Origin of the sequence: Methylobacter sp. Wu8, from assembly GCF_036440755.1 — a bacterium.
Lineage (GTDB): Bacteria > Pseudomonadota > Gammaproteobacteria > Methylococcales > Methylomonadaceae > Methylobacter_A > Methylobacter_A tundripaludum_A.
The window spans coordinates 35,433-58,942 of the sequence record NZ_JAZGVT010000049.1; the positions used below are offsets into that span (position 1 = coordinate 35,433).

Genomic DNA, 23,510 nt, shown 5'->3' on the forward strand with positions numbered 1-23,510 from the left:
GACCTTGATTAGCCGAACCCGCCTCAATAGTTGCGCCTAAAATTGTGTCATTTCTAACGTTTTATTGGAATTGTAAAGTTGACCGAATCGTTAGCGTTGCCTCCCTACCGGGCTACCTTAAAAAATGAGCGAACTGCTGGAGTGTAGGATGTGGTGAACGCAGTGAACCGCATCAATCGAGGACGGCGCGAGGTGCGGTTCATTCCTCACCGCACCCTACGGCCTGGCGGTTTCTCGCCGGCAAACCGCCAGTCACCAACAGTAGGCGCTTTAGGCGACGCACAATATCCAATACAATCGGGCATAAAAAATCCCCGCTTGGAAGAGTCCAAACGGGGATCGGATTAGATCATCCCGATTATGGCGGATTGCTAGCGCGAATCCGTCCTACAGCTCTAACGTTTCTACAAGGCATGAACTTCATAGCTACATTTAATCTGTGCTAAACGTTTCGGACGGGGCAACATGCCCCGTCCGGCGCTGACAGCAACCCGCATGGCTTGGATTACATTCAATACTCGATTTTAATAGCCCCCATAAACGTGCGCGGCGCGCCGTATGAACTTAGCCCGCTTGATTGAGTACTGGCGGTGTAGGTTTTATCGAGCAGGTTATCGACATTAAGCTGGGTGGTGAGACGCGACGCCCCGACTTTCCATAGTTTACTAACCATCAAATTGGCTGTTACATAACCGGGGGCTTGGGCCGTTTCATCATAACCGATTTCACGCTGGCCTACTGCCTGCATGCCCGCGCCCACTTTTAACCCATGTAAAACCGGTTGTTGAAACTCGTAGGTTGTCCATAAGCTGCCGCTATTGACTGGCGCATTATGCAGGCGCATTCCTTCGGTGCCGGCGCCAATGCTGTCTTTAAGCGTTTTGGCGAAAGGCGTGTAAGCGTAGGCGCCGATCACATTCCAGCCCGGCAGGATTTCGCCGGTAAAATCCGTCTCAATCCCCCGGCTTTCAGCTTCGCCTATCGCTCGCATCGTCCTCGCATCCACCATCACGGGTAGATTTTGCTTTGTCAGGTCGAAATAAGCGACAGTGCCGCTAAACCGGCCACCGAACAGTTCGGTCTTGATGCCGGTTTCCCACTGTTCCGCGGTTTGCGGCGGCAGAGGAGCGGTATTTGCCCAGAAATTGTTCGGCGCGCCGAAGTTTTCAGTATAGCTGCCGTATAAAGACAGCTCAGGGATAGGCTGCCAAACAATACCGCCGCGCGGCGAAACCTTATCATAACTGGAATCTTGAACCGGCCCGGCGCTGCTGGTGCCAGATGACTCGGCATTGTCGTAGCGCAAGCCTGCCAAGAGATGAACGTTATAAGGCAACTCGACTTGATCCTGCGCATAAAGGCCAAACCAAGGCAATGAGAAATTCCCGGTTTCAATAGTGCCTGGCAAAATCGCCGGAGGACCCGATTGGTGGACAGGATTAAATAGATTGCTTGAATCGCGAGTAGCCAGGGTAAAACCCGCCCACGTCGAACGGTAATCCGAACGATAGTAATCGCCGCCTACCAATAAGGTATGCTTGGCAAAGCCTGTATTAAATTTCCCAGTCAATTCCAGTGCGTTGAAAAAGTTATGCTGATAATCGTCGCCGTCTATGTTTTGAGCAAAGAAAGCACGGAAAATATTGCCGTTCGGCAAGAATGTCCTGCCGGGACCGCCGGCGGGAGCCAAACGGCCCGTCATTGTTAAAACGTGATTGGTGAAGTTGAAGCGATGGCGTAATTTCCAGGCATCGTTAAACGCATGCTCGGTATTTAAAGACACCATCACGTACTCGTCTTCCTGGAGATTCCACGGATCGCCCAAATTCCGCTCGCGCGGGATATTGGCCGGGCGGTTGCCGACTATAGGCACCATGCCGCGCCCGTTTTCCTTTATATCGCTGTACTCAACTTTCAAAGTCGACGAAGTTTTGTCGGATATATTCCAGCGCAAGCTAGGCGCGACAAAAAGGCGTTCCTCGCTGCCGAATTCCTGAAAAGTGTTGTTGGATTGATAGCCGAGATTAAACCGGTAGGCGAGGTCTTTATTGGCTGTTAAAGGCCCCGTGGCATCGACATTGGTGCGGTACAGATCGAAAGAACCGAATTGTTGGTTCAAGCTGTAATAGGGCGTATCCAGGGGTTGCTTGGTGACAAAGTTAACCAGTCCGCCGGGCTCGGTTCGGCCGTAGAGAATCGAGCCCGGCCCTTTTAGCACCTCGACCCGCTCCACATTGGCAAGGTCCTCGGTATGCGCCCATTGGCTCTGGTTCAAATAGCCGTCCCGATAAACGTTGTAATTACCGAAACCGCGCAAGAAAAACGTCCCGGAACCGCCTACGCCGCTAACCGCGCCGCTGACGTTTCTCAGCGCTTGGTCGACGGTGATAACCTGCTGGTCTTTCATGACTTGCTGCGGCACTACTTTCACCGACATCGGCGTTTGCATAATCGGCGTATCGGTTTTGGTCGCGGTAACGGCATTGGTTATTTTATAGTCCTTGTTATCGGGCGCATTCACGTCTTTGGCGGCATATCCGGTCACCTTCACCGGCGCTAGCACCTTCGTATCTGCTTTATTCTGCATATCCTTGGCTTTGGGCTGTAAGGTAATAGTGCCTTCTCCGGTCGTGATGCTTCGTAGCGGCGAATCGCCCAGCAGAATTTCAATCGCCTCCGCTGCGGTGTAATCGCCTTGTAGGGCATGACTTTTAAAATTTTCGGCGATGTCGGTGCTGTACATCAATTGTTGCCGGCTTTGTTTGCCGAAAGTCATCAGTGCCTGGTTTAGCGATTGGGCGGGAATATCGAAATGAAGTTTACCGTTGACAGCTTCGCCATGGGCGGCCTGGGTAACCATCGTCATCAGTAGTGCGGCCTTGACGGCATGGCGCAGGGCAAGGGTGTTGCGATGTTTGGGGATGGACATGAATTCTCCTGGTTTCGGTCTTCGTTATAAGGCAGCTTTTGGGCTGATATTAAAAAGACGGAAACTTTGCAAAAAACCACATCCGAAAGCTAATCCGATTAGCGCAGCACCACCAAATACGGCGTAATGCCGACTGTTTGCAATTCCGGCACGGCGGATTTGAGGCCGGCCAGGGCCTGATCCAGCGCATCCAGGCGAAACAGGCCGCTGACCCGTTTATCGGCCAGATCGTCATTCAGCAACAGCACCCGTCCCGGCCGGTATCGGTTGATTTGGGCAACGGCTTCGCGCAAGGGCAGGCCGTCGAATTGCAGATAGCCTTCGCGCCACAGCGCCATGTTTGCCGATGGGCTTGCGGTCGGTACGGCGATGTGGTCGGCGCCGATCAGCGCGGTTTGCCCGGCGTGCAGGCGTTCGCGGTGTTGACCGTCCTCGATTTCGACGATACCTTCGACTAATTCGACTTTGGTTTGAGACGGCCTAAGCTGAACGTTGAACGCCGTGCCGACTGCCCGTACTGAACGGCCTTCCGCGGTTACTACAAAAGGCTGGTGCTCGCGTTTGGCGACTTCGAAAAAAGCTTCGCCCTGCAATAGTTCCACGCGGCGCACCGAATCGTCGAAATGGATCGCCAACGCGCTGTCGGTATTAAGAGTGACGCGCGAACCGTCGGCCAAGATCACGCTGCGTTGCTCGCCTTTGCCGGTCGAATAATCGGCCTGCATCAGGGACGGCGGGTAGCATACCGTCATCGCCAATACTGCACTGCAAGCGACCGCCAACGACAGCAGGCGACGGCGAAAACGCGGTTGTGCGGCATGGGGGGATCGCGTTTTGCGGTAACGTTCCTTGTCTACCAGCTTAAGCAGGGACAGTCTAAGGTTAAGCCGTTCGTGGTGAGCTTGTCGAACCATGAACGGCTTAACCGTCCTCCCTTCGACAAGCTCAGGGCGAACGGTTAAGCCTGGCAAGTTGCCCCGCTTTAAACGGGAAGCACGTTCCTGCAACAGAGGTTCGGAACCGGGTATCGTTCGGCCGCGCAGCCCCTCCATGCCTTGCCATAAGGCTTGCGCTTGCCGCCAAGCCCGGTCATGGGCCGGATCGGCGGCGCGCCAAGCTGTCAGTTGCTGTTGCTGTACCGGTGAAAACTCCCCAGAGTGCAGTTTGCTCAGCCAAGCGCAGGCTTGTTTCAGCAGATGCTCTGATTCGATTGACATGGCTAGTTCCTGATTGAACAAGTGGGGGAATGCATTATAGACGAGGCGTACAGTCTAAACCACATGGGCGGTTAGCTGTTATCCAGGGTTTTGGCGCAATGGATTAAGGCCCGTTTGATGTTGTCTTCCACAGTACGGATAGAGATATTAAGGGTTTCGGCAATTTCCCTCTGCTTCAGGCCTTCAAAGCGATTCAGGTAGAAGATGCGTTGGCAGAGCGGCGACAATGCCGCCAAGGTATCGATCAGTCTGTCCAGTTCCTGTTCGCCCAGGGCAACGGTTTCGGCACAGCGGTGATCTTCCGCTTCCGGCGGCTCATCGTCGTGCCATTCGGCGCTGACCGCTACACGCACGGCCTGGCTGCGATAGTGGTCGACCAATAAATTCAGCGCGATTCGGAACAGGTAGGCTTTAAGATTGCCGATGCTGACGAGGTCGTCGGTTCGACACAAACGCATAAAAGCTTCCTGGCAGATGTCGGCCGAGGTTTCCCGGCAGCGCACACGGGCGAACAACACGGCTTCCAGCTCGCCTTGGCAATTGACGTAAAGTTCGTGGAGTGCTTGATTGGGCTGGAATGACATGTTGCGCGGTTTTTGTGTTTTTGTATAAACGCATGATAGACGTGTGAACCGGAAACATATCAGCAATATTAGTGCCTCATCATTGAAAGTTTTGATGAATCAATAGGCTGCGGCGGAAGTAGAGGTTTAAGCGGTTTATCGATCTGATTAAGCTGTGTTATATGACGCAGTGACTGGGGCATATGACACAGCAAGAATGCTGTTCCAGCCATAACGGCTAATAGGGTGGATCGCTCATATAATCCCTAAGCAAGCTATTGACCAATACCTGATATTTGATGTGTTTTTCACTCGCTTGTTTTTTTAAATCCGTTTCCCAATAAAATTTTTTCACAGTTCCCGTTCGCGCTGTTTAATCTTGGCGGCGATATGATTTAGCCCGCCGCTTTTGCTGCCAGCGAATCAGCCCGGTAACGAATAACAGCGGGCAGGCAAGTCCGGTCAAAAACACCAAAATACGGCCGGTCATGCCGAACGCCTGCCCGGAATGCAGCGGCCACTGCCACTGCGTGAACACCTCGCCCGCCGTGCCGATGGTCGGATCGTCTAAGTCCAGTATTTTGCCGCTGTAACGATCCATCACCAGGCAACGCCGCTGCAACAGGCTGCCGGGCGCATCGACGCCATTCTGGCATACCGTATAGGTTTTGGTCGGTTCGGGCGCGCCGTAAATAGAGTGCGGCCGGCCGGCCGGGTAGCGTTGCAGGGCTATGGCGACGGCCTCGTCCATGCCGATGGCCTGGGTACTGCCGACCGGCGGCGTCGAACGGAACCAGTAGCGGTACGTCACCGGCGAGAACAGTTCCAGCACCGGCACTACGTTATGCGGCAGCACCATGTAAATCCCGGAAAACAGCACGGGCAGCAGCACCAGCGCCGTATAAAACCCTGCGGTCTTATGCAGGTCGTAGTGCAGGCGCTCGGCACTGGCTTTGCGCTTGACAGTCAAAGCCTGCCGCCAACGTCCGGTCAGCGGCCACCAGACTATCAAGCCGGTCAGCACCGAGATCATCAATAACGCGCCGGACAGACCTACCACGACGGTGCTGACGTCATGCGACTTAATCAGTAGTGCGTAATGCAGTTTGAATATAAAGTCGATAAAGGTTTGGGGAATAACACTGTCCGAGCGTTCGAGCAGCCGCTTGCCGGTTACCTGCGCCGTATAAGGATCGACGGCCACCTGCCACATTTCATGCACTCCGTCCGCCGCAGTAACGGCGTATCTGAGTTTGAAAGCGGCTTGCTCATTGCGCGGATAGGTGGCGAACGTATGCTTGGCCTGCGTCGGCATAACCTTGCGCCCGGCCTCGAAAACAGCCGCCAAAGGCCGGTAAGCAGCGGAATGTTCCGGCGGCTTGACGATTAACAGCTCGCTGTTCAGCCATTCATCGATTTCTTCATGAAACACCAGAATGCTGCCGGTGACGCCGTAAATAGAAAGCAATAATCCCAAGCTCAAACCCAGCCATAGATGCACCACCAGCCAGTTTTTGCGCCGGGTTTTCAGGCGGGATAGTCTCAGGTTTGGCGATTGTTGTTTGGTTACCGAATCGGCAGGATTTACATTGGATTTCATCGTTTATTTTGTCGAATTGAATGTCGATACCGGGTTGCTGAAAGTACACAACTATGCCGGACGGAGTTACAAACTCCGTCCGGCATGGAGAAGCCATTCACCCTATTTAGCTTTAAAACTCCACACGGATCGACCCCATGAAAGTACGTGGCGCACCGGGCTGTGCTAAAAATCCGCCAAAAGCGGAAGTTTCATAAATAGTTTTATCCAATAGATTGTTGACATTAAGTTGCGTAGTAACAGTAGAATGGCCTACTTTCCAGGCATAGCCGAGAAGCGCATCAACCCGTACATACCCCGGCATCTGCCAAGTATTAGCATTATTGCCTTCACGTTGCCCTATCAGATAAGTGCCGGCCCCGAAACTTAAACCGCGCAAGAATGGCTCTTGAACAGCGTATTTAGCCCAAAAGCTGCCTGAGTTTCTGGGGACATTCCAAAATCGGTGTCCTTGATCGCCTCGATTATCCTTGGTAATTTCAGTATCGGTATAGGCATAGCTTGCGATCAGATTTAAGCCGTCCGTGACTTGTCCTGAAACATCCACCTCCATGCCTCGGCTGCGGGCTTCTCCGGTTTGAACGGAGAATCTGGGATTCGTTGGATCGGCGGTGGCGACGTTTTGTTTGGTCAAGTCATAAAAAGCGACCGTTGTCAGCAATTTTTTATCGAGTAATTCCGTTTTGAAGCCAACTTCGTGTTGCTGTGCTGTTTCAGAATCGAGCGGTTTTCCGCTTGATGCCAACGCGGTATTCGCACCGCCGAGCGATTCCACATAATTGCCATACAGGGCGAGCCAAGGCCAAGGTTGATACACTAGACCCACGCGTGGACTGAAAGCGTCGTTTTGAACTTCGGTCTCCCTGTTGCGCGCGGCTTCGATGGAAGTCGAAGCGGAGCCGCTGCTTCGCGTTGCCCAGTCATAACGTCCGCCGCCCATGATATGCAGCTTATCGAAGAAGGTGATTTGATCCTGAAAGTAAGTGCCGTACCAATATTGGGTCAGCGTACTAAAACTATTAAAATTTTTCGCCGTTGGTAACGGAACCTGGCCATAGACCGGATTAAAAATATCAACCACAGGCCTATGGGTTGCTGGTGCCGGAGTGCTTGCGAAACCTTCACCATCACGCTTTTCCCAAAAATAATCGAATCCCGCTAAAGCCTGATGCTGTGTGCCCAAGAATTTAAATTTACCGGTGAGGTCTATGCTGGTCGCATAAGTGTCGGTAACGTCAATCGGTGTGGTAGTCGTGCTGCGAATGGCAGTGCGTTTATTTACAGGGTTCACCGGTCCGTTGAAAAACGACTGATTGTTACTCTGATAATCAAGGTTGTAATAATGAAAGCGATGTTGTATTTTCCAATCATCGTTGAATTGATGCGCCCAATCGAAGCCAATGATTAACTTATCCATTACAGAAAATTCATTATCCGATCCAAAGCCCAGATAGCGGTTGACGGGAATATTAGCGGGCCGATTGCCTACAACAGGAAGACCGGTGTAATTGACGCGTGTGTCGTACTGATACTCCAAATTCAAATTGACCTCTGTACGGTCGCTAGGCTTCCAACTCAGTGATGGCGCGAAAAAAAACCGCTCCTGATCCATCGTGTCGATGAATAAATTATTGTTTTGATAAGCTAAATTAAGGCGATAGAGTAGCGAACGGTCTTTATTGATGGGGCCGGTCGCATCCGCCGTAGTACGGTACAGATCGTAAGAGCCGAACTGCTGCTCCAACGAGTAATAAGGGGTATCCAGTGGTTTCTTGGTCACAACATTGATCATTCCGCCGGGTTCAATCCGTCCATACATGGCGGCGGCAGGCCCTTTTACGGCTTCGAGTTGTTCCAAGTTAGCCACCTCGTGCTGCGCGCGCCTTATCCGTAAGCCATTGCGATAGACGGTGGTCGAACCGTCAGAGACGAAGCCGCGCATCTGGAAGCCTTCATACATGGGATCAGTTGCCCAGAAAATGCCGCTGACGTTCTTCACCGCATCTTTTATCCGAATCGCCTGTTGATCTTTAAATACCTGTTTCGGAACCACCTGAATCGACATTGGCGTTTCCATAATAGGCGTGTCAGTTTTAGTTGCCGTGCTGGCGTTGGAGCGGTTGTAATTGGGATTGTAAGGATCGTTGTCGGCATAGCCGGTTTTTCCGGTCACCGTCACCGCTTTTAACGTGAGAGCATTGGACTGGTTTTGTCTGGTTGGCGCTTCTAAGGTAATGGTTTTGTCATTACTGAATCGATACTTAAGCCCGGTGCCGCCCAGCAGTTTTTCCAGCGCTTGCGTCGGTGTATAAGCGCCGTTAAGGGCAGGCGCTTGCAGTTTATCGGCCACATCGCCTTCATAAAGCACTTGCAGCCGGGTCTCCGCGGAAAAACGGGTTAATGCGCTGGCCAAGGATTGCGCCGGGATGTTGAATTGCAGGATTTTCTCAGCTGCGACATCACCGGCATAGGCGTGTTGTCCCGCTCCAAACAGCACAAGAGGTATCATCAATCCGGCTGTCTTGATCAATTGTTGTCCGCGTTTAATACAAACCCGGCGTGTAGGTAGTGTCATTAGGTAGATCCTCCTTAAGTCATAAAAGTGTTATCTTCATGACCTACGACGAAGCGGAAAGGATTTACCCTTAGTCGTGGAGGAAAAAAATTGATGGCCATTAAGCCGTTCGCCGCGAGCTTGTCGAACATGCACGCATTAACTTCACGGGGCAATCGCTCAGGTCGGACAGGTAATACTGATGGTCTGCATGTTGTTTAACGCATCCACGCAGCTTTATTATTTGTTATACTGCAAACACTTTGAAATGCGCCGGAGTCAATGATGGCAACAATTACATTTGATGCTCATAAATTTGTTCGCAAATTACAAGAGGCCGGCTTTGACCAAAAGCAAGCGGAAGGATTGACAGAGGCAATGCGCGCGGCCATTGAAGAATCGGAGCTGGTCACTAAAAAGGACTTACAAATTGAACTTGCACCCATCAAAGCCGATCTTAATTTACTCAAATGGATGATGGGGGCTCTTATCGCCCTCGCCATCGCCAATTTCTCCAAGCAATTTTTATGAGTGAACCGGCGGAAGCTGCCCAGCATCGGTTAATAAAGCAAAACCAGTTGATTCGGCAAGTTCACCGAACTGGCTTTTAAAGTAGTCTTGATGCCGTCAACCACGGCGCCGGGGTCTGCGGTATCAAACACGCCGCTGACGATCCGCTCCTTCAGCTTCGGGTTGATCAGCACGATTTGCCCGCTCCGGTAGCGATTCACTTCCTTAATCACCCGCGATAGTGGCTGCCGTTTAAAAATCAGTTGTCCGCGCCGCCAGGCGAGCGTTTCCAGAATGTCGGAGTCCATCACCGGCCCGACGCGGCCTTGTTGGCAGTCTACTTGCTGATTGATATGGACTAAAGCCGGGGCATCGGCTTTGCCCGCCGACACTTCTACCGTGCCTTCGCTTACGATCACCCGCATATCGTCATCGGCCTTTTTAACGCTGAAGGCGGTGCCGACCGCGCGGGCGTTGGCCACGCCGTTGCTGACTATAAAAGGGCGGCTTTTATCCGGGGACACCTGAAAAAAGGCCTCGCCGCGCAACAGCTCGATGCGCCGTTGCTTATCTGAAAGATTCACGGCGAGCGCGGTATCGGTGTTTAAAGTCAGCCGCGATCCGTCATCGAGTACGACGGTCAGTTGCTTGCCCGGCGCAGTGTAATAATCGCTTTGCCAATTCTGGTAATGCACCGGCAACCGATAGCTCAACAGAACAGCCAAAACCAGCGCAGATAATGCGATAGCTCGCCGGGCGTAAGGCTGCTTGCCGGGTAAAGGTTGGTGCGCCGGCGCGGGCTGTTCGGCTGCGAGTCTGGCATGAACCCGTTTGCCGGGGGCTTCAAGCTGTTGCCAAAGCAGCCGCATCTTGTCGTAAGCTTTTGCATGTTCCTGGCTTTCCCTGTACCAGTTTTTGAATTGCTCCTGTTCCGCAGCCGTCACATCGTCCGCGTGCAACCGCGCAAACCATGCAGTAGCCTGGTCTGAAACGGATTGTCTGTGTGATGAAGGTCGGGTGCTGGGCATGGTGGTTATTTTACTACAGAGTATCCAAGGGACAGAAAAGTCCGGTTGTTAGCGGCTTACCAATAAGACGTTCGACAGCGCCGCTTCCCTTACAAGGCGACATCGTTATGCGAGCGGTATTAATCAAACTGTTTCCGAATCAGCTCCAATGCCTTGCGCATATGGCTCTCTACGGTGCGTGGGGAGATAGCAAGCTCGTCACTGATCTCGGTATAACTTTTGCCTTCCACGCGACTCATCAGAAAAACCGCGCGGCATTTCGGCGGCAGGTCGTAAATGATTTGTTCAAGAAACTCCAGTTGTTGGTGGTCGGACAATGCGGCATCCGGCTCGGGTTGCAGGCAGATAAAGTCTTCCGTAACCGGCCCCGCATCACGTTTATTCTGCCGGGTTTGACTGCGAAGATAATCGAGGGCAAGATTATTGGCGATACGAAACAGGTAGGCGCGCATATTTTCGATATTGCCTGCATCGGGATGATGCGCAATACGCAAATAAGTTTCCTGTGTCAAATCGGCTGCGGTCTCGGCACAACGCACTTTATAAGTCAAAAACTGCATCAAGTCCTTTTGATGCAACAGGAAAAGCGCTGACATCCCGTGTTCCGGCAGCAGATTCATCGATGATACAGTTCCGTATGTCCGGCATTAAGTTTGAGGAGTTAAGGATATGGTCAGTAATAACTTCCCGACATGGATCGGATGAAATTTTTCCGTTCGCCCTGAGCTTGTCGAAGGGTGGGCGGAAAAATTTCGACCCACCGCGTCAAGCCGATCATGCTTCGACAGGCTCAGCACGAACGGCTTGACGACCGAAAATAGTGATTTCGGGAAGTTATTTGTAACCAGATCCTAAGTAAACGAATTACCGGCAAACTAAAAGCAAATATAATGCCACTTGAACTGATTTTTCTTTAGCCTCCCGCTAATCATGCAACCGGCTTGATATTTATGCCTTCGGTTCGAAGACTGGTTATTCCGCTTTAAGTATGAAAAATAGGTTATATGACACACTATAATAAGTCATATGGCTTTATCCGGCCGAATGGACGCTGACCTAATTGCCTGACTGTTTCAACAAAGCAAGAATCAACCGGAAAATTGCAGGCCTTATGCGGCGAACACACCGGAAACGAATAACGCCGGACAAGTCAGGCGGGATAAGTTGCTAATAATTAATCATCTTTGTATTATCTATCGCAAGCCAACCGGCGAAGCCATTGCCTTAGCCTCTTATAAAACTGAACTGACCGTTTGGCTGAAAAAATCACCCTTATATAACCGGAGACAAGCCCGTGGCATTACAAACCATCCCTCGCCACATCAGTGCGGAAGAGTATTTGCAAGGCGAATTACTATCGGACATAAAACACCAGCTGATCGACGGCGAGGTTTATGCGATGGCAGGCGCCAGCGAGAACCACAACTTGCTGGCGGGTAACATCTTCAGTGAATTAAAGAACCACCTGAAAGGCACGCCTTGCCGAACCTTTATGGCCGACATGAAAGTCAGGGTTGCCGAAGACTTTTTCTATCCCGATGTCATGGTGGTCTGCGCCGAAGACAACGAAGACGAATACTACAAAAAGTCGCCGGTTATCATCGTTGAGGTATTGTCAAAAACCACCCGCAAATTCGATCAAACCAGAAAACGCATACGCTGCCAAACCATACCCACACTGCAAGAATACGTGCTTATCGAGCAGGACAAAGGCGAAATACAAGTATTCAGCCGCAGCCAAAACTGGCAATCGTCTTATTACTATCTGGGCGATTCGATCACCTTTCACTCGTTAGGGATTACTATCTCTGTTGAGGATATTTACTATCAGGTCAACAACGAAGACGTGCTGGCCTTCAGTGAACAAAAAACAGTACTCCCCTAAACAGAGGCGAGTTGGGTCGACAAAAAGACCGCGATCCAAGTTACGCTGCTTTTAACTTATGCGCCCTGCGTTTTTGCAGCCAACGGATTACGCCGGTAATGAACAGTGCCGGACAAGCCAAACCCGATAAAAACACCAGAATCCGCCCCGTCATGCCGAACGCCTGCCCGGAATGCAACGGCCATTGCCACTGAGTAAACACTTCGCCTGCCGTGCCGATCGTCGGATCATCCAAATCCAGTATTTTGCCGCTGTATCTATCCATCACCACGCAACGCCGCTGCAACAGGCTACCGGGCGCATCGACGCCATTCTGGCATACGGTATAGGTTTGGGTCGGTTCGGGAGCACCGTAAATAAAGTGCGGTCGGCCGGCCGGATAGCGTTGCCTGGCGATAGCGACCGCTTGATCCATGCCTATGGCCTGGGTATTGCCGGTCGGTGGCGTGGAATGAAACCAATAACGGTAAGTCACCGGCGAAAACAATTCCAGCACCGGCACTACGTTATGCGGCAACACCATGTAAATCCCGGAAACAGCACCGGTAACATTACCAACGCGGTGTAAGAACCGAAGACTTTGTGCAGATCGTAATTGCAGCGGATGCCGCCGGATTTAGGCTTGACAGTCAAAGCCTGCCGCCAGCGCCCGGTCAGCGGCCACCAAACTATCAAGCCGGTCAGCACCGAGATCATCAATAACGCGCCGGACAGCCCTACCGCCACCGTACTGACATCATGCGACTTAATCAGTAGCGCGTAATGCAATTTGAACACGAAGTCGATCAATGTATTGGGAACAGAAAGGCTCGCGGGTTGATGATGGTTTCCGGGTTGGGAACTTGCGACAGCCGCAAAAAAGATTCCTGCATGATGTCGTCAACATCCTGTTCCCTGGGCCAGCGTCCGCGAATAAAGGCGTTGACTTCGTGGGCATGTTTCAGGAACAGGTCATGCAGGAAACTGGGTTTGGATTCGGACATCGGTTGCGCAAGACAGAAGTGGCGTCAGTGCATTTAAGCAATATCCATGCCCGCTTATGTTTCTTTCAGTATCAATAGTTTGATGCGTCCGGCCAAAAAAATGCGTCATATGCCGCAACTAAATAAGGCATATAACGCAGTTTTTTTGGATTTTACCGCGGTGACTATTACCCGGTTTTTATCATCTGCAACCGCCGCGCACGGCGCTTTTGCAGCCAGCGAACGATGCCCGTGACATAGAGTATGGCGGGAATAAAGCCGCTTACAAAAACCAGCAACCGCCCCGCCATGCCGGCTATTTCGCCATTGTGCAAAGGATGAAGCCAGTTCATGAACGTATCGCCGATGCGCTCCAGTCTTGGATTTCTTGTTGATAATACCGCACCGCTGTATTGATCGACCCAGACCGTGGTTTTTGGGAAGCGGAAACTGGGCTCGCCTTGCTGGTACAGCATGATTCTATACGCCCCCTCCTGCCCATCGGGTGTTTCTATCCAGCGTAAAACGGCCTCGGGATAAAGAGATTCGGCTGTTGCGGCGGCCTGATCCAGACTGATCCTGGAATATCCGGCTTGATACGGCGAACGATTGGCCTCGGCACGGTACAACGGCGACAGATGATTAATCAGCGGTTTAAATACGGCGGGCAATTCCAAAATCGCGCCGCTGACCAATAACAGCAATAGAACCGGAAAGCTGTAAACGCCTTGGGTTTTGTGCAGGTCGAAAATGAACCGGGCCCTGCTTGCGCCGCGCTTAATCGACAATGCCTGACGCAATTTGCCTGTTGCAGGCCACCACAAATAGATGCCGCTAAGCAAAGGTATCAGCAACAGCAATCCGATAATGCCCATCAGCGTTTTGCCGGTACCGTCCAGCAGTAACGCATAATGAAGATCAAACAGCCAGGTCATCGCAAATTCGCCCCAAAAACGGCTACTGACGACTTCGGAAGTATAGGGATTAACCCAAACGATCAGCGGCGCAAAAGACAGGCCGGTTTTTTCGGCAGGTTTATAGTAACGCGCCATTAACATGGCTTGGTTATGGCGCGGCATTTCCAGCCGCCAGGAAGCGTTGCGTTCAGGATGAGCTTGGCGAATAGCCTGAAAGACGGCTTCATACGATTGCGCTTGTTGCCGGGCCTGAGTCGTCGATACGTGCAGCGCCGGATTGAGTATTTCATCCAGTTCGACATAAAAAACCAGCAGGCTGCCGGTAAGACCCGCGAGGACAAATACCAAACCGGTACTCAAGCCCAAGTAAAGATGGAATGCCAGCCACACCTTGCGCCATTTTGTACGGCGCGTGGAATGGTTCGTTAAATGTGTTCCGGCAGGCATGCGTCAGCTACAGATCGTATTTGACATTGATCGCGCCATAAAACGCACGGCCGTCGCCGGGCGAATGCATGGTTTGATTGACCGTGGTGTTATACCAGACATATTCCCAATAGGTATCCGCGAGGTTTTTTACCTGGAACTGCAAATCGACGATTTTGTTGACCTGATAACCCAAATCCAGGTTTAACAGCGCATATTCGCCGAATTTGCCTTTTGCATTCGCCTCATCGGTGTAATAACTGCTTTGCCCGGTCGTCCACAGCGACGATTTCAGCTTGGGCGTTATCTGATAATCGATACCGCCGGAAAACAGGTAGTTTGGGGTGTTGAAAATTTGCGTACCCGTCAGCGCTGGATTGCTGGGCGGCTGGGCTACGATGGCTTCTTGCAGGGAATAAGTCGTCCATACGCTGACCGATTCAACCGGTTTGATTTTAACCTGCACATCGACGCCTTGGCGGTCCGTCGCGCCAATCAGCGTTGAGTCGTTATTCGCGCTATTCAGAACCCGGCTCGATTCATTAGTGGCCGTTTGCTGCCAATAAGCAACGCGCCCTTCGGCCCAATCGACCGGTTCCAATTTAAGGCCGACTTCCCAGCCCTCGTTAATCGATGGAGCGACATCAATCGGATTCGGATTGGTTTTAAACGTAGCGGTACCCACTGCAACCTGGAAAGTGCGGCCCCAATTGCCGTAGAGGCTGTAACCTTCTATCGGCGTAATAACCGCGCCCATTTTAGGCTGCCAGATGGCGCCGTAATCGTTAACCGCATAGGATTGATTATTAAGCTTGTTGGTATAGTCGCCGCCAACCGTATCGGCGCGAAACCCCGGCGTCAGTTTCAGCCATTTGAACGGCTTAATCATGGCTTGCAAATAGCCGCCATAAACATTGAAACTAAAATCCTGGTCCCGGACTTGCGATGTTCTGATCCGGTTTAAATTCCTGTAGCGCCGGCTTTTATTGTCTTGCTGTTGAATATCGAAGCCGGTCTCTAACGAGAAATCATTCAGCCAGGAAATTGTCGGCCGGTATGTCAACGACGTCGTGCCGCCATACTGGACTTCATTAGTCAGCCGCTCCTGCTGGGATTCGGCGGCGCTATACCGGACCCAGCGTTGATCATCGAATACATTGGCGTAACTTTTCGTGGACCAGAATAAATCGTCGGTTACATTCACCTCCAAATGCCCGCTGATTTGTCCGACTTGCCGGGTGCCGCCGTCAGTCGCGTTATGCGGCATCGATTGGGTTGGATTGGCCCGAGCTTGCGCCAAGGTCAAATATCCGGGTTCTTCAGCATCCGCATCGCTCCATCGGGCAATCAAGCCGACTTTGTACTTTTCGCTTTCGGGCGTGTAGAACCATTTACCGGAGAAACCGTTTTTTTCCGAAGAGGCATGGTCGCGATAGCCGTTGGTTGCCCGGTATGACACGCTGTAGTTTTGCGAGAAACCGCCGGTTTCGTAGCCCAGACCGGTTTGAACGTCATGGGTGTCGAAACTGCCGTAACTTACCCGGCCCTTAGCGTAATTGCCGCCTTGCCGGGTGAATATGTTGGCGTTACCGGCGATAGCATGCAGGCCGTAGCGCGGGTCGTTGGTGCCGCGAACCACTTCAATCGACTCGATTTCCAACGGAAACAGCGCATCGATGAAAGGCATGTTGCCGTCGTTGGTATTGCTCGGGATGCCGTCAATCAACAGCTTAACGCCATTAATATTGCCTTCGCCATTGAAGCCGCGAAAAGAAAACTTCCCTGTCGTGGTGCCTTGGTTGAACTGGGTAATCTGCACGCCCGGCATCCGGTGGAATAAATCGTAGCTGGTCAGCACGTTTTGGTTTTCGATTTTATCGGCATTCATAATATCGACCGAACTCAGAATATCCCGGCTTTGCAATGTTCCTGAAGGCGTCGAAGGCACCGTCATCTGCCCCAATTCAAAGACGGAATTGTCAACCGGCGGTTTTTTTGCCGCTACGACAGGAGCGGCATCCGGCTTTTTAACCGATTTATTGGGCTCCAGCGTCACGGTGTTCGGTCCGGTGCGGCGAAAGCCGATGCCCGTTCCTGTCAATATCTGCTGCAAGGCCGCATCGGCGCTATAGTGTCCCTGCACGCCCGGCGAAGAAAGGCTTTTGACCATCTCCGCATTGTAGGCGAACTGGATTCCGGCCTGTTCGGCAAAGGCGCTCAGCGCGGAATAAAGCGGCTGCTTGGCTATGCTATAGTTGCGGCTCCCTGCTTTGACAGCGCCTGCCGCGGTTGACGTGCTCGCCTCATTGGCCTGAATCATCATCGGCGCGGTTAATGTAACCAAGCCTATATGCAGGACGATGCGGGCGCGTTTGCTGCCTTTCCCTGACGCTAAAGCCGGTGTTCCTGTGTTCTTCATGGTTTTTCCTCGTAGTTGTTAGGTGCTTATTTATGACTACGAATGGGACGATGAAGAACCGCATAAAAACAGCTGCGGCAAATTGTCGCAGCGTCGCCGGGCTTACCGTGCGCGCCCTAAGAAAGCGCTGATTTAACCCTTCGACAAGCTCAGGATGATCGATAAGCTTTTGATTTCGTTCGTGGTGAGCTTGCGAAATCAATTTATTCAGCGCTTCCCTAAAAACATAGCGGGATCGTAATACTGGACGGATCGATGATCAGGACTGCAAAAACACAAAAGGCCCTACCCGCCGGATCTTGATCGGCAGCGTATCCTTCAGCGTGTCCAGCCAGACATCGATGTTGTTGAGGTCGATAGCGACGTTGATTTCTTTATCGGCCAGGGTATCGCCCAGCAGGGTTACCTGCCCGCGATGGTAGCGGTTGATTTCGGCGACGACTTGCTTCAGGGTGACGAAGTTCATGATCAATCGGCCTCTGCGCCAGGCTTCGGCAGCCGATACGTCGGCCGCCAATACCCCGCTCAAACTTTGCGCATCGAAAGTCGCACGCTGGCCGGGATGCAGGGTAATGAACGTTCCTTGCTTCTTCGTCTGTTCGGTGCGAACCTTGCCCTCCAGAAGCGTCACTGCTCCTGCCGAGTCGTCATAACGGACAATAAAGCGGGTACCGAGCGCTTCGGTAACGGTGTTGCCGGCCTGCACCCGGAACGGCCGGCTGCTGTCGTGAGCCACCTCGAATTCCGCTTCCCCCCGAAACAGGACGACGCGCCTTTCGTTATCGCGCCAACTTACATCGAACGCGGTATCGGTATTCAGATGGGCGACGCTACCGTCCTCAAGACGGATCGAGGTTCGCTCGCCGATATGGGTGCTGTAATCGGCCCAGAATCCGTTCAGATAATCAGGGAACATGCCCAGAGTGGCCGTCAGCAACAGCGATGCGGCCACGGCCAGGCCCACGCTCCAGCGTAGAGAATGAGCGGTTTTAGCCGTCTTGCCCGGCTTCCTGCGCCGCTGCCTGTCGGCTATCACCGGCGCATCCATCATTCGCCAGAGATTCTCGATCTGACGGTAACTGTGGTCATGCGCCGGGCTCTGCTTGCGCCATGCTTCAAAACGGGCGCGCTCAACCGTACTGATGTCTCCCGAGGTCAAGCGGACATGCCAGGCGACGGCCTCTTGCTCCAGACGCTCGCTAGTTTTCGCTGCGGAATCATTCATCGATACGGCTCAAAAAAATGGGGGATTGTTTATCACTATAACGAATGCGCCAGCCTTGAACCACATTATTCATCTTCCCCATCGGCCACTTGACGGCAATGGTTCAGGGCTCGCACGACATGCTTTTCCACCAGGCTTTTGGAAATGCCCAATTGCCGGGCGATTTCGGCATGGCTGTAGCCTTCGATCCGGCTCAGGTAAAGCACTTCGGCGCATTGGTCCGGCAATTCCCCAAGCGCGTTTTGCACCCGCTTGAGCCGGTCGCGGTCTACGACCGTCCGATAAGGGCTCGGCGCTTTGTCGATCTCTGTTTCATTGCCGCAAAACCGGTTCAGCAATTCGGCATGTCGGCGTTGGCTGCGCAGATGATCAATCGACAGGTTTGAGGCCACCCGAAACAGCCACGCACGCACGCCGCCTTCGCTGACTACGGACGCCTGCATTTGCGGAAGGCGAAGATAAACTTCCTGGGCCAGATCCGCCGCGGCTTCCGGGCATTGCACCCGCCGGGTCAGAAACTGGTGTAGCTGCGAACTCGCGTCCAAAAAAATCCGATTGAGATCGTCCGCCGGAAATGGCGCTGATGAATCGGGGGGCAAGGTCTCCTCATAAAAATCCATATTTGCCGCGGTTTCCGTCTCTTGAGTGGAATGTTCCTGAGATTTACGATGAAGCCGGTCCTCGGCCATAGTGGATGCCGTTTTAAAGAGTAAGGCGCGCGGGTTATGCAGCGATTCGAGATTGGGGTATTGCGACGACAGGTGCAAAAACGATTCCTGCACGATGCCGGCGACATCGTGCTCCATAGGCCAGCGCCCGCTGATAAAGGCGCTGACCTCATGAGCATGTTGCAGGAAGAGCTCGTGCAGGAAGCTGTGCTTGGGTTCAGACATCGCGTTATGAGGAACTGGATCAAAATAAGAATAGAAACAGAACCTTCAAGCAATACACATGCCAGTTAATTAAACATAAATAACAACAGGTTGGGAGTCGCAGCAAAAAGAATGCGTCATATGCCGCAGTCGAATAAGGCATATGACGCAGTTCTGGATTTATGCTTGATACCGCGAAAAAGCATCCGCATAAACCTAAAGAAAATCAGTTCAGCCTTCCAAAATCCCGTTCGCCCCGAGCCTGTCGAAGGGTTCAACGCGAACTGTTTCCGTATGCTCAATAGAACACGGATGCCAAAAGCAGGCGACACGGATAGGACTGATTTACACAGATTTTTAGTTTGTTTGCGCTTTTAGATCAGTGTTCTATTGAGCATACGCTGAACAGTTACGAATTTTTTTAAGTAAGGCCATAACGACATAAAAGCTATAAGGCTTGCGAACCCGGCATCAAACAACAAGTTGTGGACATGTCCATCAATGGCAGTGGCATCCGTGATACAGCACGAGTTCTCAAGATCAACAAAAATACAGTGATTAGCACGTTAAAAAAAAGCGAGCAGCATTGTCCAAGTAAATCCCAACTTTCAGGCCTTAAATCCAAAAGGAAATCTAGCTGTGGGAGTGGAATTGGCTTGTGATGAGGCTGAAATGGATGAACAGTGGTCATTTGTAGGCAACAAGTCCAATCAGCGTTGGCTATGGTATGCCGTTGATCATGAGACGAACACAGTGCCGGCTTATGTGTTTGGCAAACGCAAGGATGTCGTGTTCAAAAAGCTGAAAGCATTACTTGAGCCCTTTGGCATCAGCCGTTATTACACCGATGATTGGGGCGCTTATGAGCGTCAACTTGAAAGTGATAAGCATGAAGTGGGTAAGCGCAATACACAAAAAATTGAACGTAAAAATTTGAATTTCAGAACCTGGATTAAACGACTCACTTACAGATTTAACCCACTACCCGCTGAGGTTCCATGATCGAAGTGAGCTAAATTTGATCCATTTTCCAAGTTCAGCTTTCTGCAAGTCGTCAACAGCCTATTTTTTAGGGTAGGGGCGACCTTGATTAGCCGAACCCGCCTCAATAGTTGCGCCTAAAATTGTGTCATTTCACGCAGTCAATGTGCCATATGCCGTATTCCGGCAATCAGTGACCAATAAGTCCCATTAAATATCAACACACTAATTATTGGCTCGGTTATTGCTGGCTTATTGAGTCTATCGAAAAGGAATGTTCCAATCCGTCAGCCAAGCTATCGCCATGACCAGCCTTACACTCACTATCAATGATTTGTTTTTAAATCATCGGCAATCGTTAATTCAAACTATCTACCGCATCGTCGGTTGCCCGCAGACAGCGGAAGATTTGGCGCACGAAGCCTACTTAAAAATGCTGCAAGCCTCAAAAAATCAGGAAATAAGCTATCCACATCCTTTTCTTTATCAAATTGCCCGCAATCTGGCGCTGGATCATCTCCGCAAGGAAAAGATACGTCAGCGTAGCGATAGTACTCCAAAAGACGGCGAAGATACCGGCAAGCTGCTGGAATCTATTCCTTCAACTGTCCCCACACCCGAGCAGCAAACCGCCGACCGGCAGAAAGTCTCACTGATGCTTGACGCGCTGAACGGCTTATCGGAACGCCGCCGTCAAATCCTGATACTGCATAAATTTCATCACTGGACATACGAACGCATTGCCCGGCATTACGGCATTTCCCGCAGTGCGGTGGAAAAAAACGTGCATGTTGCTCTTGCGCACTTACTGTCCGCACAAGAGGAATCTCCGTTTTAAAGTGTGGATTTGTGTTTTACGCACGTCTAGTAATGATAGAATTCTGCAAAATCATCTAAGTTGTACACCCTATGTTTTTACACGCCGAACCGAAATCGCCCTCCACCTTGGGTACAACGCAAGATCAGGCATTAGCTTGGTTTGCCCGTTTGCAGGACAGTAAAACCAGTCAACGCGATCGGGCTGAATTTGCCGATTGGCTGGCCGCCAGTCCGGCGCATCAAGCCGCTTACGATAAGGTCGCTCGGTTGTGGCAATCGCAGGCGCTGAATGTTGCGTTGAGTCAATACGCGGCGATTCCATTGCCGCAAAAACAGCAAAAATCACCCCCGCAACGCTGGGCCGCCGCAGCCTGCATAGTATTGGCGAGCGGCTGGCTGCTACTTGGATCGGGTTTGATAGAACGCTGGCAAGCCGATGCAGTGACCGCTACCGGCGAGCAACGCCGCATAGTGTTGGCCGACGGTTCGGCGGTCACGTTGAACACCGATACTGCGCTGGCGTTTAACACCATCGGCGAGCGGCGCGGCGTAAAAATACTCAGCGGTGAAGCCTATTTTGAAGTGCAGCCCGACAAAACCCGGCCATTTATCGTCGAGACGGAACAAGGCACGGTGCGGGTAGTCGGCACTCGTTTTAGCGTCAAAACCGGCGGCGCTACTCAGGTTGATGTCGAAAGCGGCATTGTCGTCTGCGCCGGGCTGCGGGGCGATAGTCGCCAACTCACCGCCGGACAGCATACCAGCATCGCCGGCCAAGGCGTTGCCGGAATCACTCCGGTCGACACTGGCCGGGCTTTCGCCTGGCTTAACGGCCGGTTGATCTTTCAGGATCAACCGTTGGCAGAGGTGATCGCCGAACTCGATCGCTACCACCCCGGTGCTATAGTCATCACTGACGCCAAACTCGGCCAAACCCGCGTCACCGGTAACTACAAGCTGGAAGATATCGCGGCCATTGTTCGCGCCTTGGCCGGTATTGCCGGAGCGCAAGTGATTAACCTGTCGCCGTATTTGACTGTGTTGAAAGGCTAAATTTTCATCGACACCACTGTATCGCCCAGCATATTAAACTCAGGATCGCTAGTCAGCAACACGGCTTGTTCCTTAATCGCGTTTAACTTCCTGTTTGTGCTCATCTATCAGCTCATTCGCCAAAGAAACATCCCGTTTCAAAGAACCTCGAAAATTAGCCACAGAATTGCTTGGCAATGGATACAACAGTTCCAGATGATCATCAGCATCGCTTATCTCAACAATATGACCTGATTTTATGCCGTTCCTGGACATAGATTTTTAATCCAGCGCCGCCAATGCGGCTTCAGGCGCTTTATCGAGTATCTTCAACAATGCTTTGGCTGCGCCTGTCGGGCAACGCTTGCCTTGTTCCCAATTGCGAATAGTCTCTAACGACACATCAATTCGCCGAGAAAATTCAGATTGACTCAAGCCCAAGCGCTTACGAACCCGACGCGCAAATTTTGCTGCGTCCAGCATGGCTACCGCATCATCCAACTGTTGCTGCTTGGCGATATCGCGTTCGGTTGTAGCATTCAGACGCTCTAAATCCAGCCTGCCCTCAGGCAACGAATCTCGTTTCGCCGGATCAATGCTTATGTGCACTGTTTTCATAGTTGATCACCTCTCGTTGATTAGCCTTGCGTGCTGAAATGATGCGGATTGCACTGCCCCGGAATGTGTAGACAACAAAAAACACTCGCCGGTCGATTGCTCCCAATAGTTGATAACGCTCTTCGCCATAATCCCAACGCATATCTTTTTTAACAAGCCGGTCTGGATCCAGAAATGCATGCACCACATAAGCAAAATCAAACCCACGCTGAGTAAAACAGGCATTACTTTTATTTTCGTCCCATTCAAAATTCATGGACGGAGTATGGCTCATTGAACTATGTCTGTCAAACGAATCGTCTATCGATCAAAGGCTTATTGAAAATAAGCATAGCGATACACTAAATCCACGAAAAAAAATTTCCCCGCAAGTGTGTGTTAACTATGCTGATACGTCTCGTTACTTGTGCGCGTACAAACGCGCTGACTACGACACTACAAATAAGGAGAATTCATGCTTCGGTTTCACCCTAACGCGCCCTGCACATTGCGCAAACTGACTATCGCCATTGCCTTGGCATTGCCCGCATTCGGTTCGCCGCTATCGGTTATGGCTGCCGATACTGCGGCGCAAAATGCCGCAAATCCGCAAAGTGCGGCGCTTAGCTTTAATATTCCAGCCCAACCCTTGGCGGACGCTCTCAACGCCTTCATCGCCGCCAGCGACTGGCAAGTCGGTTTTCCTGCCGGTATGGCGAACGATGTACGCTCCAGCGCCGTCAACGGCAACTACACCCCGCAGCAGGCTTTGCAGCAGTTACTGGTAGGGAGCGGGCTAAATTATCGATTAACCGGAACCAATACCGTGACGCTTGAAAAAGCGCCGGTTTCTAGAGCAGCAGGCTCTACAACCTTGTCCGGGGTAACGGTTAAAGGACAACGGCAGTATGACCCTAACGATCCTTACAATACCGATTATGCGGTACCGAATGCCAACAGCGCGACCAAGACCG

20 protein-coding genes and 1 pseudogene are annotated in these 23,510 nt (G+C 51.8%); 6 read left to right on the forward strand and 15 right to left on the reverse strand.

The window, feature by feature from the left end; genetic code table 11:
• Nucleotides 1–511: 511 nt before the first annotated feature.
• The 5 genes from V3O24_RS05445 to V3O24_RS05465 all read right to left on the reverse strand — a co-directional run bounded on the left by V3O24_RS05445 (nucleotide 512) and on the right by V3O24_RS05465 (nucleotide 8,884).
• Entirely contained in the window at nucleotides 512–2,929 is a 2,418-nt protein-coding gene (locus tag V3O24_RS05445; RefSeq protein WP_331306518.1) for a TonB-dependent receptor, read from the reverse strand.
• 98 nt (nucleotides 2,930–3,027) lie between these two features.
• On the reverse strand, nucleotides 3,028–4,146 hold the full coding sequence (locus V3O24_RS05450) for a FecR family protein (protein WP_331306519.1): 1,119 nt from the start codon (nucleotides 4,144–4,146) through the stop codon (nucleotides 3,028–3,030).
• Nucleotides 4,147–4,217: 71 nt separating this feature from the next.
• Nucleotides 4,218–4,730 (reverse strand): RNA polymerase sigma factor, encoded by a 513-nt coding sequence (locus tag V3O24_RS05455; protein ID WP_331306520.1) that lies wholly within the window; start codon nucleotides 4,728–4,730, stop codon nucleotides 4,218–4,220.
• A gap of 352 nt (nucleotides 4,731–5,082) precedes the next feature.
• The gene (locus V3O24_RS05460) at nucleotides 5,083–6,309 is read right to left on the reverse strand and encodes a PepSY-associated TM helix domain-containing protein (RefSeq protein WP_331306521.1); all 1,227 of its coding nucleotides are present in this window, start codon (nucleotides 6,307–6,309) and stop codon (nucleotides 5,083–5,085) included.
• A 112-nt stretch (nucleotides 6,310–6,421) separates the two neighbouring features.
• Complete coding sequence (locus V3O24_RS05465) at nucleotides 6,422–8,884, reverse strand: TonB-dependent receptor (protein ID WP_331306522.1); 2,463 nt, start codon at nucleotides 8,882–8,884, stop codon at nucleotides 6,422–6,424.
• A gap of 264 nt (nucleotides 8,885–9,148) precedes the next feature.
• Between V3O24_RS05465 and V3O24_RS05470 the strand changes: the two genes are divergently transcribed.
• On the forward strand, nucleotides 9,149–9,394 hold the full coding sequence (locus V3O24_RS05470; RefSeq protein ID WP_104425240.1) for a coiled-coil domain-containing protein: 246 nt from the start codon (nucleotides 9,149–9,151) through the stop codon (nucleotides 9,392–9,394).
• A gap of 29 nt (nucleotides 9,395–9,423) precedes the next feature.
• Here V3O24_RS05470 and V3O24_RS05475 read toward each other — a convergent pair whose 3' ends face one another.
• Nucleotides 9,424–10,401 carry a FecR family protein gene (locus V3O24_RS05475; protein WP_331306523.1) on the reverse strand — a complete coding sequence of 326 codons (978 nt, stop codon included), beginning with the start codon at nucleotides 10,399–10,401 and terminating at the stop codon, nucleotides 9,424–9,426.
• A gap of 119 nt (nucleotides 10,402–10,520) precedes the next feature.
• Nucleotides 10,521–10,997, reverse strand: coding sequence for an RNA polymerase sigma factor (locus V3O24_RS05480; RefSeq protein WP_258076717.1), 477 nt, complete (start codon nucleotides 10,995–10,997; stop codon nucleotides 10,521–10,523).
• Between the two features lie 698 nt (nucleotides 10,998–11,695).
• On the opposite strand from V3O24_RS05480, the gene V3O24_RS05485 reads away from it, so the two are divergent.
• Nucleotides 11,696–12,286, forward strand: a complete 591-nt coding sequence (locus V3O24_RS05485; protein WP_104425230.1) for a Uma2 family endonuclease — start codon at nucleotides 11,696–11,698, stop codon at nucleotides 12,284–12,286.
• 40 nt (nucleotides 12,287–12,326) lie between these two features.
• On the opposite strand, the pseudogene V3O24_RS05490 reads toward V3O24_RS05485, so the two are convergent.
• From V3O24_RS05490 to V3O24_RS05515, 6 genes and pseudogenes are all read right to left on the reverse strand, one after another.
• Nucleotides 12,327–13,087: pseudogene (locus V3O24_RS05490) on the reverse strand (PepSY-associated TM helix domain-containing protein); the annotation flags it as partial.
• Nucleotides 13,072–13,269 (reverse strand): hypothetical protein, encoded by a 198-nt coding sequence (locus V3O24_RS05495; protein WP_331306524.1) that lies wholly within the window; start codon nucleotides 13,267–13,269, stop codon nucleotides 13,072–13,074. The pseudogene V3O24_RS05490 and the gene V3O24_RS05495, both read right to left, overlap by 16 nt.
• A 167-nt stretch (nucleotides 13,270–13,436) precedes the next feature.
• On the reverse strand, nucleotides 13,437–14,612 hold the full coding sequence (locus V3O24_RS05500; protein WP_331306525.1) for a PepSY-associated TM helix domain-containing protein: 1,176 nt from the start codon (nucleotides 14,610–14,612) through the stop codon (nucleotides 13,437–13,439).
• A gap of 7 nt (nucleotides 14,613–14,619) precedes the next feature.
• The gene (locus V3O24_RS05505; RefSeq protein ID WP_331306526.1) at nucleotides 14,620–17,010 is read right to left on the reverse strand and encodes a TonB-dependent receptor; all 2,391 of its coding nucleotides are present in this window, start codon (nucleotides 17,008–17,010) and stop codon (nucleotides 14,620–14,622) included.
• 259 nt (nucleotides 17,011–17,269) lie between these two features.
• A complete protein-coding gene (locus V3O24_RS05510) occupies nucleotides 17,270–18,235 on the reverse strand; it encodes a FecR family protein (RefSeq protein ID WP_331306527.1) in 966 nt (321 codons plus the stop codon).
• 65 nt (nucleotides 18,236–18,300) lie between these two features.
• Nucleotides 18,301–19,128 carry an RNA polymerase sigma factor gene (locus V3O24_RS05515; RefSeq protein ID WP_331306528.1) on the reverse strand — a complete coding sequence of 276 codons (828 nt, stop codon included), beginning with the start codon at nucleotides 19,126–19,128 and terminating at the stop codon, nucleotides 18,301–18,303.
• Between the two features lie 651 nt (nucleotides 19,129–19,779).
• Between V3O24_RS05515 and V3O24_RS05520 the strand changes: the two genes are divergently transcribed.
• The 3 genes from V3O24_RS05520 to V3O24_RS05530 all read left to right on the forward strand — a co-directional run bounded on the left by V3O24_RS05520 (nucleotide 19,780) and on the right by V3O24_RS05530 (nucleotide 21,960).
• A complete protein-coding gene (locus tag V3O24_RS05520) occupies nucleotides 19,780–20,109 on the forward strand; it encodes an IS1 family transposase (protein WP_331306529.1) in 330 nt (109 codons plus the stop codon).
• 253 nt (nucleotides 20,110–20,362) lie between these two features.
• Nucleotides 20,363–20,926 (forward strand): sigma-70 family RNA polymerase sigma factor, encoded by a 564-nt coding sequence (locus V3O24_RS05525; protein ID WP_331306530.1) that lies wholly within the window; start codon nucleotides 20,363–20,365, stop codon nucleotides 20,924–20,926.
• A 71-nt stretch (nucleotides 20,927–20,997) separates the two neighbouring features.
• On the forward strand, nucleotides 20,998–21,960 hold the full coding sequence (locus tag V3O24_RS05530) for a FecR family protein (RefSeq protein WP_331306531.1): 963 nt from the start codon (nucleotides 20,998–21,000) through the stop codon (nucleotides 21,958–21,960).
• 261 nt (nucleotides 21,961–22,221) lie between these two features.
• Here the strand turns inward: V3O24_RS05530 and V3O24_RS05535 are convergent, their stop codons facing one another.
• Entirely contained in the window at nucleotides 22,222–22,557 is a 336-nt protein-coding gene (locus V3O24_RS05535) for a helix-turn-helix domain-containing protein (protein ID WP_331306532.1), read from the reverse strand.
• The gene (locus V3O24_RS05540; RefSeq protein WP_331306533.1) at nucleotides 22,532–22,813 is read right to left on the reverse strand and encodes a BrnT family toxin; all 282 of its coding nucleotides are present in this window, start codon (nucleotides 22,811–22,813) and stop codon (nucleotides 22,532–22,534) included. The genes V3O24_RS05535 and V3O24_RS05540 overlap by 26 nt, the downstream gene beginning before the upstream one ends.
• A gap of 198 nt (nucleotides 22,814–23,011) precedes the next feature.
• Here V3O24_RS05540 and V3O24_RS05545 point away from each other — a divergent pair.
• On the forward strand, nucleotides 23,012–23,510 hold a 499-nt coding region (locus V3O24_RS05545), incomplete at its 3' end, for an STN domain-containing protein (RefSeq protein WP_331306534.1).